Raw genomic sequence first — 12,749 nt, forward strand, 5'->3', positions numbered from 1 at the left:
AATTGCTTTTTGTAGGAGCGAGCTTGCTCGCGAACAAATCCCGCTGCGGGGCTGTTCGCGAGCAAGAACTAGGCGTCCCCCTCGCTCCTACAGGTACGGTCATTCAGCGACGCGGATCAGCGCATCCACCGCCACGGCGCCATCGGCGTCTGCCAGCAGCGGGTTCACGTCCAGTTCCAGCAGGTTGTCCACGTGTTCGCAGGCGTAGTCGGCCACCGCGCGGATCGCCTCCACCAGCGCCTCCAGATTCACCGGCGCGCGGCCACGGAAGCCGGTGAGCAGCGGCGCGCTGCGCAGGCTCAGCAGGGCATCGCGGATCGCCGCGTCGGTGGTCGGCAGCAGCAGGCTGCGGCTGTCCTTGAGCAGCTCGACGAGGATGCCGCCGGCGCCCAACACCAGCGCCAGACCGAAGCCGTTCTCGCGCTTGATGCCAACGATCAGCTCGGCCAATGGCGGGCTGGCCATGCGCTCCAGCAGCACCTGGTCGAACGGCACTTTGGGCGCGTGGCGGGCGATGTTCTCGCGCATGTCGAACAGTGCAGCTTCCAGCGCCGCCTCGTTGCGCAGGTTGAGCGCCACACCGCCGGCCTCGGTCTTGTGCGGCAGTTGCGCGCTGACCACTTTCAACGCCAGCGGGAAGCCAACATCGGCGGCCGCTTCGCGGGCCTGGGTCGGGGTGCTCAGCGCGGCGCGTGGCAGCGGCAGGCCGAAAGGTTTCAGCGCCTGCTTGGATTGCCACTCGTCCAGTAGGCGGCCTTCGCCTTCCAGCGCCTGCGGGCAGAGCGGCACCAGCGCGGCTTCGCCACGGGCCAGCAGCGCTTCGCGGCGCTGGCGGTAATGGGCGATGCGGCCCCAGGCGGCGAGGCCGTCTTCCACGCCTTGCAGCGCGGCGACGCCGTGGGAGTGCAGCAGTTCGCGGGCGTGCCTGGGCAGCAGTTCCGGCAACGCGGAGGCGATGAAGCCGACCTTGCCGTGGCGCTCCAGCGCGGCGCAATACAGCTCCAGCAGCAGGTCGCACTGCGGGCGTTCGCCAGTCTCTTCGCCGGGGTAGTCGAGCACCAGCAGGGCAGCATCGGCTTCAGTCTGCAGGGCGCTGTCGAGCATGCGGTCCAGTGCCGGGCCGTCGCCCCAGATGGCGGTGGTGAAGTCCAGCGGGTTGGCGATGTTGGCGTAATCCGGCAGCACCTGCGCCAGCTCGGCGCGCTGGGCATCGACCAGCTTGGGCAGGCTCAGGCCGTTGCGCTCGGCGTAGTCGGCGATCAGCCCGGCATCACCACCGGAGCAGGCCAGCGCGGCCAGGCTCGGGCCGGCCGGCAGGTTGCCGCAGGCGGCAGCCTTCAGGGTTTCGATGAAGCTCACCGGGCCGCTGACGCGGATCACACCGAGGCGGTCGAACAGCGCGTCGTACAGCGCATCGGAGCCGGCCAGGGAGCTGGTGTGGCTGAGCGCGAGCTCGGCACCGATCTCGGACACACCGGTCTTCAGCGCGATCACCGGGATGCCTTTCTGCAGCGCCTTGAAGGCGGCGCGGGCGAAGCCGGGAACGTTCTTAAGGCCTTCCAGGTGCAGGCCGATGGCGGTCACGCGCGGCTCGTCGAGCAGCACGTCCATCAGTTCGGCCACGCCCAGCTGCGCCTGGTTGCCCACCGAGGCCATGTAGGCGATGGGCAGCGAGCGGTCGCTCATGGACAGGTTGTAGGCGAAGTTGCCGCTCTGGGTGAGCACCGCCACGCCCTTCTCGACCATGTGCCCGCCGTGGGCCACCGGCCACAGCGCGGAGCCGTGCAGGTAGTCGAGCAGGCCATAGCAGTTGGGGCCGAGCAGGGCCATGTCGCCGGCGGATTCGAGCAGGCGGCGCTGCAGCGCTTCGCCTTCGGCGCCGGTCTCGGCGAAGCCGGAGGCATAGCAGATGGCGCCGCCGGCGTCCTTGGCGGCCAGCTCGGCAACGGCCTGCAGGGTGAGGTCGCGGTTGGTGGCGACGAACACTGCGTCCGGGCCTTCGGGCAGGTCGGCAACGCTACGCACGCAGGGCACGCCTTCGAGTTCGTCGTATTGCGGGTTGACCAGCCACATCGCACCCGGGAAGCCGCCTTCGGCGCAGCGCTTGAGCGCGCGCGCCATGCTGCGGCCGCCGATGAAGGCGACGTGACGGGGGGCCAACAGGCGCTGGAGGTTTTCTCTTTTCATGTCGAATCTCGGTTCGGGGCCTGAGCCCTCTCCCCCAGCCCCTCTCCCTGAAGGGAGAGGGGAGCTTCCGGGGTCATCCTTCGGCGCTCGGTATCAGGCCGCGCGCCGAATCGCTCTTGCCCCCTCTCCCTTTAGGGAGAGGGCTGGGGAGAGGGGTCTTCAGGCAGTGCCGGAAAGCCATCCCTTCCCCGGAGAAAACCGCAAATCAGCGCAACAGCGGACGCAGCAGTTCGCGGGAAATGATGTGGCGCTGGATTTCCGAGGTGCCTTCCCAGATGCGCTCGATCCGCGCGTTGCGCCAGATGCGCTCCACCGGGCCTTCGTCCATCAGGCCCATGCCGCCGAAGATCTGCACGGTCTCGTCGGCGACCTTGCCCAGCACTTCACTGGCGAACAGCTTGGCCATGCCGGCCTCGCCGTCGGTCATGCTGCCGCGGTCCATCTTCCAGGCGGTGTGCAGGGTCATGAGTTCGGCGGCGCGGATCTGCGTGGCCATGTCGGCGAGCTTGAAGGAGATGCCCTGGTAGCTGCCGATGGCCGCACCGAACTGCTTGCGGTCGGCGGACCATTGCAGCGCCAGGTCCAGCGCGCGCTGGGCCTGGCCGACGCAGTTGGCGGCGACCATCACGCGGCCGGCGGTGAGCCAGGCGTTGGCCACTTCCCAGCCCTTGTCGACTTCGCCCAGGACCTGGGAGGCCGGCACGCGGCAGTCGTCGAAGAAGATTTCGTAGGTGTGGTAGCCCTTGTTGCTCACGCATTTCGGGCCACGGCGCACGGTCATGCCGGCGGTGCCCTTGTCCACCAGGAAAGCGGTCACGGCGTTGCGCTTCTTGCCGTTGCGCTCGAAGGTGTCGGTCACCGCGAAGACGATGGCGAAGTCGGCGTGCCCGGCATGGCTGATGAAGTGCTTGGAGCCGTTGATCACGAAGTCCTCGCCGTCACGCACGGCGCGGGTCTTGATCGAGTTGGCGTCGGAGCCGGCGCCCGGCTCGGTGAGGGCGAAGCAGTCGATCTTCTCGCCCTGGACCACCGGCAGCAGGTAGTTCTGGATCTGCTCGCCCTTGCAGGCCATGAGGATCTTCGAGGGGCGCGCGACGAACACATGCAGCGCCCAGGAGACCTTGGACAGCTCGCGCTCGACCAGCGCCTGGGACAGATAGTCCAGGCCGCCGCCGCCGACTTCCTCGGGCATGTTGAAGGCGTAGAAGCCGGCTGCCAGGGCCTTGCCACGAATCTTCGCGGCCAGCTCCGGGGACACCGCGTCGGCGCGGTCCACTTCTTCCTCGTAGGGCAGCAGCTCTTTCTCGACGAAAGCCTTGACCGCTTCGACGAGCATTTCCTGTTCTTGCGTCAGTTGGAAATCCATCACATCACCTGCAGCCGTCAGCGGCCTTTGAATTGGGGGGAGCGTTTCTCGGCCACGGCGCGCAGCGCCTCGGCGGCATCTTCGCTGCGGCCGCAGAGCAGCCCGGCGGCCTGTTCGGCTTCCAGTTGCTGGGCCAGGGTGCGGCTGGCGCCTTCGCGGATCAGGCGCTTGGTGTGGCCGAAGGCGTAGGTCGGGCCAGCGGCCAGGCGTGCGGCGAATTCGCCGACGTGGGCTTGCAGTTGCTCATCGGCGACCACTTCGCCGACCAGGCCGGCGTTCAGCGCGCGCTCGGCATTCCACAATTCGTCGAGGAACAGCAGGCGCTTGGCCGCTTCGCTGCCGATCAGGCGCGGCAGGTGCCAGCTGGCGCCGGCATCGGGGCAGTAGGCCATGCCGGTGTAGCCGGCCTTGAAGCGCGCGGAGGCGCCAGCGATGCGGAAGTCGCAGCACAGGGTCAGGTCCATCCCGGCGCCGACAGCAGTGCCGTTGACGGCGGCGATGGTCGGCTTGTCCAGGCTGTGCAGGCGGCGCATCAGGGCGTGGGCGGTTTCAGTCCAGCCGTAGGTTTCCAGCTCGCCGCGCGCTTCGGCCTCGGCCCATTCGGCGAGGTCGGCGCCGGCGCAGAAGCTGCGGCCTTCACCGGTCAGCACGATGACGCGCACGGCCGCATCGGCCTCGTAGGCGTCGAGCAGGGCCAGCAGGTTCTTGAGCGTGGGGACGTCGAGCGCGTTGCGCTGCTCGGGGCGGTTCAGGGTGATCCAGGCGATGCCGTCCTGGACCCGGCTGAGCGGGGATGGCTGAGTCATGCTGCCCTCGTTCTTGTAGTCGATTGTGTTGAGGCGATGGCCAATACTAAACAAGTGTTCAGCAAGGCGGCAATCCACCCGAATGGGTGGCTTGTAACGCTCCGCCGAACGGCAGGAAGGCCGCGCGACGCGGGGGCTGAGGGGATTCCTCTCGGTTTCCCCCGAGAGCTTGTTACAACTTCGAACAAACGGCCCTGCGGGCCTTCGCGGACGGAGTCCGCTCCTCCCTGACCGGCGAGCGTAGGAGCAGACTCCGTCCGCGATTGCCCCCCGGCAGCTCCGGCGTTGGGCGTGTTCACGAGCAAGGGCTAGGCGCCCCCCTCGGTCCTACAAAAGCCACGACGTGTAGGGCGCATAACCTGGAACAGGTTATCCGCCGGCCCTGCGGCGGATAACGCTGGCGCGTTATGCGCCCTACCCAAAGAAAAAGCCCCGCGAGGCGGGGCTTTTCCGATGCAGTACGACTCAGCCGATACTCGGCAGCGCCTCCTCGCTCAACACCTGGCCACGCTTGCGCTTGAGGAGGTAGTAGGCCAGGTAGCACGCGCCCATGAAGCCGAAGCCCCAGTACAACGACGGGCGCTGGGTCGGGTCCATGGCGAGGAACACGAACAGCGAGCAGCAGATCGCGATGCACGCCAGCGGGATCAGCGGGAACAGCGGCGCGGCGTATTTCAGGTCGGCGACGGTGCCGCCCTTGGCCATGTGTTCACGGCGGAAGCGGTATTGGGCGTAGGCGATGACGATCCAGGTGACGGTGCCGGCCATCCCGCTCACCGCCATCAGCACCATGAACAGGGTGTCGGCGGCGACCACGCTGGTGAGCAGCGACAGCAGCGCGAAGCCCAGGCTGATCAACAGCGCGTAGAGCGGCACGCCACGGGCACTGAGTTTCGACAGCTTGCGTGGTGCCATGCCGGTCTTGGACATGGCCCAGAGGATGCGGGTCGATGCGTAGAGGCCGGAGTTACCCACCGAGAGGATCGCGGTGAGAATCACGAAGTTCATGAGGTCGGCGGCGTAGGGAATGCCGACCATGTCGAACACCTGCACGAAGGGGCTTTCCATCAGCCCGGCCTGCTTCCACGGCACGATGCAGGACAGCACGGCAATCGCCAGCACATAGAAGATCAGCACGCGGAACACCACGTTGCGCACGGCGCGCGGGATGCTCTTTTCCGGCTGGTCGGTCTCGCCGGCGGCGACGCCCATGATCTCGCAGCCCTGGAAGGCGTAGACCACCGTCATCATCACCGCGAACACGGCGGACAGGCCGTTGGGGAACAGGCCGTCGCCGACCAGGTTGGACAGCCCCGGCGCGGCCTCGCCGCTGTTCAGCGGGATGGCGCCGAAGATCACCAGCAGGCCGACCACGATGAAGCCGAGGATGGCGGCGACCTTGATCCCGGAGAACCAGTATTCCGCCTCGCCGAAGGCGCGGGTGGCCAGGGCGTTGAGGGAGAACAGCACGACCACGAAGAAGCCCGACCAGAGCCAGATCGGCACCTCGGGGAACCAGCGGGTCATCAGCATGCCGGCGGCGGTGAATTCCAGGCCGACGGTGGAGGCCCAGCTCATCCAGTAGACCCAGCCGATCATGAACCCGGTGGCCGGGCCGATGAAGCGCGTGGCGTGGGCCTGGAAGGAGCCGGAGACGGGCATCTGCACCGACAGCTCGCCCAGGCAGACCATCACCAGGTACATCAACAGGCCCGCGACCAGGTAGGCGAGGATGGCGCCCATCGGGCCGCCGGAACTGATGGTGACACCCGAGCCCATGAACAGGCCGGTGCCGATCACGCCGCCCAGCGACAGCATGAAGATGTGGCGGCTCTTGAGCGCGCGGGTGAGCTGGATTTTCTCGCCGCTCGTGGCGTGATAGGACTCAGACATGGCGCACCTCCGGGAAACGGTGGGCGCGACGGAGCGGAACTCTACGTTGGATCATTATTGTTATCTCCAATCAATCAGAGGCCGTGGCTCGGGCACGGATGCCACCGGATTATTGGAAGGCGATGTAAGGCCCCGTTGTTCCTCCGGATCGAAGTTGTAGAAAGATGTAAGGATTTTGTGCAGGGCGCGTGGGGCGGGGCTTTCAGCGGGTTTCTTTTTTGTAGGGGCGCTCCCTGGCTGGCAAGACGCTGGGGCGATCCCCTCACCCTAGCCCTCTCCCAAAGGGAGAGGGGACTGTCCTGAGCAAGCTGCAAAATCGGTGCTCGCCGGCGAACGCTGAACTGACCAACTACACCGATCGGCCCCCTCTCCCTTTGGGAGAGGGCTGGGGTGAGGGCCGTCCGCCCGCGCCGAAACTACGCCCGGATGCTCTTCAAAAGCTCAGAAGCAACAACCCTCTCCCGCTCCAACCGCTCCGGCCAGCCGGCAAACGAAGCCCCCGCAAGCGCCGCCTCCTCCAGCTCACCCAGGCATTCCCCCAACCCGCGCACCCCCATGGACCGGCAACTCCCCGCCAACCGATGCGCAAGGCTCGCCGCCTCAACGGCGTCATCCTGGCGCAACGCATCCAGCAGCAGCGGCCACTGTTCATCGAGCAACTTCCACAGGCTGACGAGCAGTTCGTTCAGCTTGTGCTCGCCCAGCAGGCGGCGGTGGGTATCGAGTACCTGCCGATCCAGCGGACCGTCATCCACAGCCTCCGGCAACAGCTCCCAGGCCACGCCGGACAGCGCACGGCGCAGGTCGTCCAGGCGCAGCGGCTTACCCAGCACGCCCTGCATGCCGGCCTCGAAATAGCGACGGACCATGCCCGGCTGCACGCTGGCAGTGAAGGCATGGATCGGTGTGGTGACGTTGAGCCCACCCGGTTGAGTACGGATAGCCCGGCACAGGTCGAGGCCGTTCATGCCCGGCAGGTGCATGTCCAACAGGATCAGATCGAAACGCCGCGCGGCGGTGAGCGCCAGCGCCGGCTCCGCGTCCTCGGCGAGCTGCACACGGTGGCCGTCGCGCTCCAGCAGGGCCTGGACGACCTCGCGGTTGAGGGCGACGTCTTCCACTACCAGTACGTCCAGCGCCGGCGCCGGCTCGGGGCCGATGCCGGACTGCGGAACGACACCCGGCGCCAGCTCGATCTCGAACCAGAAGGTGCTGCCCTCGCCTTCCAGGCTTTCCACGCCGATCTCGCCGCCCATGGCTTCCACCAGCCGCTTGCTGATGGCCAGACCCAAGCCGGTGCCACCGTAGCGCCGCGCCACCTCGTCGCTGGCCTGGGTGAAGCGCTGGAATATCTTCTCCTGCTGTTCGGCGGAGATGCCGATACCGTCGTCGGTCACCGTGAAGCGCAGCCGCTGGCCGGTGTCGCCTCCCCCGAGCAGCGCGACTTCCAGCAGTACTTCGCCTTCCTCGGTGAACTTCACCGCGTTGGCCAGCAGGTTGCTCAGCACCTGGCGCAGGAACTGCTCCGCGCCCCGGCAGGCGTCCTCGACCTGGGAATCGACGCGCAGACGCAGGCAGGTACCACTCTCTTCGGCGCGCGGCTCCAGCAGGGTCACCACATCGTCGAGCAGCCGGCGCAACGAGAAGTCCACCGGCTCCGGCTGGCTGGCGCCGTCCTCCAGCTTGGCGAAGTGCAGCACCTCGTTGAGGATCGCCAGCAGTCCTTCGCCTGCTGTGGATAACGCTTGAAGCCGGCGCCGGTCCTGCTCCCCCAGGGGCGCGGCGCGCAGCAGTTCGGCCATGCCGAGGATGCCGTTGAGCGGCGTGCGGATTTCGTGGCTCATGGTGGCAAGGAAGCGGCTCTTGGCGCGGTTGGCAGCTTCGGCTTCCTCCTTGGCGCGGCGCAGGCTGGCAGTGCGCCGCTCGACCCGCCGCTGCAATTCGTCACGCTTGCTCTGCAAAGCCTCGCGGTCGGCCTCGCGCCGACGCAACTCGGCGCGCAGGGCGCGGCGCAAACCGTCGAGGGCGTCGGCGACGGTATCGATCTCGTCTTCTTCGCCCGAGCGTTTCTTATCCAGCGCCAACTCAGTGCCGAGGTCGCCGCCGGTGAGCCCGCGCACGAAGTCAGCCATCGCACGCAGGTGACGAGTGACCAGGCTGTGGAACAGCCAGCTCAGCGCCACCGCCAGGCCGCAGAGGAACACACCCATCCACAGCAGGCTGGCGAGACCGCCATGGAGCAGGCGCAGGTAGACGGCGCCCAGGTCGATGCTGACCTCCAGCTCGCCCAGGTCGCGGCGCTCGCCGTCCGGCGGCTGGAAGGCCAGGGCGAAGCGCTCGGTACGGAACGGCCCGCGCTTGTCGTCGGCGTCCTGCACCAGGTTGAAGTCGGCGCTGCGCAGGCGCACCTGGGCGATGTCGGGGAAGTCGGCCAGGCCGTGCAGCTGCACGTTGAGCTGCTCCTGGTTGAGGTCCCAGAGGCTGCGCTCGAAGCTGGCCAGGTAGCCGACACGGATCAGGTCCAGGCGCGTATCGATATCGCGCATCTCGCGGCGGTACTCAAAGTACAGCTGCACCGCGCTGGCCAGCACGGTGAAGCACAGGCTGAACAGCAGCACCCGCAGCAGCAGGCGCCGGGCCAGGCCGCCGGGCAGTTTCAACGTGGCACCCCGTCGCCGGCGAGCATGGCGCGGTAACCGCGCTCGCTCTCGTCCAGCCATCGGGCGATGCTGCCGTCGTCCACGCGCCGCTTCAGTGCGGCGTCGATTTCGTCCATCCGTGCGGCGAGCGGTGAATGGCGGGAGACGGCAATGCGCAGGTAGTCCACGGTCAGCGGCTTTGGCAACGCCGCGATGTCCTGGCCGCCGGCCAGCTGTTCGACGAACAGCGTGCCGGTGCGCCGCTCGTGGGCGATGAAGTCGATGCGCTGGCGGATCAGCTTGCCGAAGTTCTGTCGGCTGTCGGAGACCCATTCGACGTTGCCGTGCTCGGCGACGAATCTGTCGAACGCCGGCCCGTAGCTCTCGCCGAAGAGCAGCCCGCCGCGGTAATTCGCCAGGTCGCTCAACTGGTCGAAACGCACCGGCTTGCGGCGGTTGTAGAAGATCGCCACTTCCTCGCGCAGCACCGGTACGCGGGAGAACAGCAGGCCGTCGTCACGCTGCGGGGTCTGGTAGGCGAGCACCACGTCGACGCGGCCTTCGGCGGCGTCCAGCAGGCAGCGCTTCCAGTTGCCCAGCACCACGGTATTCACCTCGTAGCCCAGCTCGCCGAGGATGCTGCGCACGGTCTGCGGGGCCAGGCCGCGTACTTCGTGGCCGTCGCTCCAGGAGATGGGCGGGTAGACGGGGTAGTCGCAGTAGCGGATGGGTTGGGCGGCGCGGGTGGTGGTGCAGAAGAGCAGGACCAGCAGAGACAGGAGGAGTCGAAGCAGGGGTTTCCCTCTCCCTAACCCTCTCCCTAAAGGGAGAGGGGACCGTCCTGCGCCCCAGGCAATCACCGTGCTAACTCAGGTGTCGGCAGGCGTGGCAGTGAACAGGTAGCCGGCGCCGTGGATGGTGATGATCAGCTCCGGCTCGGCCGGGTCGTCGCGCAGCTTGCGGCGCAGGCGGCCGACCAGCACGTCGATGGAGCGGTCGTTGGGCAGCCATTCGCGGTTGCGGATCTGGTCCATCAGTTGGTCGCGGCTCAGGGTGTGGCCGGTGTTGCGCAGGAACACGCCAAGCAGCTGGAACTCGCCGTGGGTCAGCGGGGTTTCGCTGCCATCGTGATCGATCAGGCGGCGGCGGTCCGGGTCCAGTGTCCACTGGGCGAAACGCTTGTGGTTCTGTCGTGGCGACCCCGTCGTGGCTGGCACAACCACGGGTTGGCGGGCGTGGCGCACGCGGCGGATCAGGTTCTTCGCGCGGGACACCAGCTCGCGGGGGTTCAGAGGCTTGATCACGTAGTCGTCGGCGCCGCATTCCAGGCCGACAATGCGGTCGATGTCGTCGTTGCGCCCGGTGATCAGGATGATGCCGATCTCCGAACGCACGCGAAGTTCGCGGGTCAGGGTCAGGCCGTCCTTGCCGGGCAGGCGGATATCGAGCATCACCAGGTCGATGGGCTGGTCGGCCTGCTCGGCTTGCACGAGCGTCGCCTCGGCCTGTTCGGCAGTGCCGGCACAAAGCACGTCATAGCCTTCCTCGCCGAGGTAGGCCTGGAGGAGCTCGCGAATCACCGGATCGTCGTCGACGATCAGTACACGGGAAGTCATCGCAATACCCTGCTGACGCCACCGCGCGTGGCGGGGCAATTCTTGTTATGCGTGGAGGTAGAGCTGTAGGAACTGTCCTGCAGATGGCGGCAGGTTACCGATCACTGAACAATCGATCAACAGGCTCCCGACGCCCGACAAAAACGCTGCCGGCCGCCGAACTGAAGGCCGTCCACCCACGCCTCGCAGATCTGCACACCCTGCTCCGGGGTAAAGGTATTGGGGTTCAGGCCTGACTCCAGCCACAGGCCGTCGAGCAGTGCGCTGAGGGCGATGGCGGCGAGATCGGCGTCGAAATCCGACCAGTCCTGCTCCTTCGCCAGATCATTCAGTGCCTGCGCCAGCAAGGTGCGGTACTCGCCGTAGGAATGATCGTGGGCCTTGTTGATTTCCTCGGCCGTCTTCACCGCGCCCCAGAACGCCAGCCAGGCATCCAGCAATTGCGGGTCGAGCAGCTCGGCGGAGAACGACGCGCGGAAGAATGCAGACAGGCGCGCACGGGCATCCGGCGCCGCTTCGGCGATGGCCTCGCGCAGCAGTTGCATGACCCGCCCGGTGACGGTGAGGTAAGCCTCGGCCACCAGTTCGTCCTTGCCCGAATAGTGGTGGTTGATCAGCCCCACCGAGACGCCGGCTTCGGCGCAGATCTTGCGAATGGAAGCTCCCTGGAAGCCATGGCGCTTCAGGCACGCAAGGGTCGCCTCGATCAGCAGCGCCTTGCGCTGCTCCGGCTCCAGTCGGGTAAAGCGGACTTCCTCGTTCATGCCTGGGCTCCTAGGGTTCAGGTGGCCAATCTGAACGATTGTTCGACAGGAAGCCAGCCTTACCTACCCGTTCGGGGAATGGTCCGGGCACCGCCCCTGGTCGAGAGTGGCTTCATCCGCGATATCTCCAATCCATAACAAAATCAAAGGTGGGACTGACATGCAGAAAACGCTCGCAGCAGTACTCAGCGCGGCGCTGGCGACCTTGCCGGCACTGGGTCACGGGGAGGATGCCGCCGGCGCGAAGACGCTGCGGCTGTACAACTGGACCGACTACATCGGCGAGCACACCGTCGCCGACTTCGAGAAGGAAACCGGGATCAAGGTGGTCTACGACACCTTCGATTCCTACGAGACTGTGCAGGGCAAGCTGCTGCCCGGCCGCTCGGGCTACGACCTGGTGGTGCTCAACGCCGCCCTGGTGCCGCCGCTGCTCAAGGCCGGCGTCTTCCAGCCGCTGGACAAGTCCAAGCTGCCCAGCTGGAACAACCTCGACCCGGACGTGCTCAAGCACCTGGACCACTACGATCCGGGCGTGAAGTACTCGGCGCCCTACACCTGGGGCAGCAACGGCATCACCTACAACATCGACAAGATCAAGCAGCGCATGCCCGACGCGCCCATCGGCTCGCTGGCGATGCTGTTCGATCCGAAGATCGTGTCGAAATTCGCCGATTGCGGGGTGACCATCATCGATTCCCCCACCGACGTGATCCCGCTGGCCCTGGCCTACCTCAAGCGCGACCCCAACAGCGCGCTGCCCGAGGACCTGAAGGCCGCCCAGGACCTGCTGCAATCGATCCGCCCGTACATCCGCAAGTTCGACTCCACCAGCTACCTCAACGGCCTGGCCAACGGCGACCAGTGCATGGCGATGACCTGGTCCGGCGACTACGCCACCGCCCAGGCCCGCGCCGACGAAGCCGGCGCCAAGGTCAAGCTGGGCTACTTCGTGCCCAAGGAAGGCTCGCTGATCTGGTTCGACGACTTCTACATCCCGGCCGACGCGCCGCACGTGGAAAACGCCCACAAGTTCATCGAGTACATGCTGCAGCCCAAGGTCGCCGCGGGCGTCGCCGACTACATCCGCTACGCCTCCAGCAACGCCGCCGCCACCCCGCTGCTGGCCGCCGAAGTGCGCAATGACCCGGCGATCTACCCCGACGCCGAGACCCGCGCCCGCCTGTTCACCCAGAAAGTGCAGAACCCCAAGGCCACCCGCCTGATCACCCGCACCTGGAACGCGGTGAAGACCGGGACCTGATAGCGCAAGACCACAGCCCCCTCTCCCCAGCCCTCTCCCTGAAGGGAGAGGGGGCAGCCCGCCGCCGTCTTCAAGGAAGTCATCTTTCTGAGGTTCAGCTGGCAGCGGGTCAGACATGATCTTCGGAATCGCCGAGCGCACCGAACGGTCCCCTCTCCCTTCAGGGAGAGGGTTAGGGAGAGGGCAAGGACTCGCACGACGAACCGAAATTTCG

Annotated in this window: 9 protein-coding genes; 1 reads left to right on the forward strand and 8 read right to left on the reverse strand. The window is 66.8% G+C overall.

Annotated features, from left to right (window positions below; translation table 11 throughout):
• Positions 1 to 99: 99 nt before the first annotated feature.
• From JVX91_RS04955 to JVX91_RS04990, 8 genes are all read right to left on the reverse strand, one after another.
• Positions 100 to 2,187, reverse strand: a complete 2,088-nt coding sequence (locus tag JVX91_RS04955) for an acetate--CoA ligase family protein (protein WP_205338279.1) — start codon at positions 2,185 to 2,187, stop codon at positions 100 to 102.
• Between the two features lie 205 nt (positions 2,188 to 2,392).
• Positions 2,393 to 3,553 (reverse strand): acyl-CoA dehydrogenase family protein, encoded by a 1,161-nt coding sequence (locus JVX91_RS04960; protein ID WP_205338280.1) that lies wholly within the window; start codon positions 3,551 to 3,553, stop codon positions 2,393 to 2,395.
• 17 nt (positions 3,554 to 3,570) lie between these two features.
• Entirely contained in the window at positions 3,571 to 4,359 is a 789-nt protein-coding gene (locus tag JVX91_RS04965; RefSeq protein WP_205338281.1) for an enoyl-CoA hydratase-related protein, read from the reverse strand.
• Positions 4,360 to 4,824: 465 nt separating this feature from the next.
• Positions 4,825 to 6,252 (reverse strand): amino acid permease, encoded by a 1,428-nt coding sequence (locus tag JVX91_RS04970; protein WP_205338282.1) that lies wholly within the window; start codon positions 6,250 to 6,252, stop codon positions 4,825 to 4,827.
• 416 nt (positions 6,253 to 6,668) lie between these two features.
• Positions 6,669 to 8,912 carry an ATP-binding protein gene (locus JVX91_RS04975; protein WP_205338283.1) on the reverse strand — a complete coding sequence of 748 codons (2,244 nt, stop codon included), beginning with the start codon at positions 8,910 to 8,912 and terminating at the stop codon, positions 6,669 to 6,671.
• Positions 8,909 to 9,670: a transporter substrate-binding domain-containing protein gene (locus JVX91_RS04980; protein WP_205339933.1), complete on the reverse strand. Its 762-nt coding sequence runs from the start codon at positions 9,668 to 9,670 to the stop codon at positions 8,909 to 8,911. Before JVX91_RS04980 ends, JVX91_RS04975 begins: the two co-directional genes overlap by 4 nt.
• Before the next feature lie 90 nt (positions 9,671 to 9,760).
• Positions 9,761 to 10,513, reverse strand: coding sequence for a response regulator (locus tag JVX91_RS04985; RefSeq protein ID WP_205339934.1), 753 nt, complete (start codon positions 10,511 to 10,513; stop codon positions 9,761 to 9,763).
• A 110-nt stretch (positions 10,514 to 10,623) separates the two neighbouring features.
• Positions 10,624 to 11,271: a TetR family transcriptional regulator C-terminal domain-containing protein gene (locus tag JVX91_RS04990; RefSeq protein WP_205338284.1), complete on the reverse strand. Its 648-nt coding sequence runs from the start codon at positions 11,269 to 11,271 to the stop codon at positions 10,624 to 10,626.
• A gap of 160 nt (positions 11,272 to 11,431) precedes the next feature.
• Between JVX91_RS04990 and JVX91_RS04995 the strand changes: the two genes are divergently transcribed.
• On the forward strand, positions 11,432 to 12,535 hold the full coding sequence (locus JVX91_RS04995) for a polyamine ABC transporter substrate-binding protein (RefSeq protein ID WP_054907630.1): 1,104 nt from the start codon (positions 11,432 to 11,434) through the stop codon (positions 12,533 to 12,535).
• Positions 12,536 to 12,749: the final 214 nt, after the last annotated feature.

Origin of the sequence: Pseudomonas sp. PDNC002, from assembly GCF_016919445.1 — a bacterium.
Taxonomy (GTDB): domain Bacteria; phylum Pseudomonadota; class Gammaproteobacteria; order Pseudomonadales; family Pseudomonadaceae; genus Pseudomonas.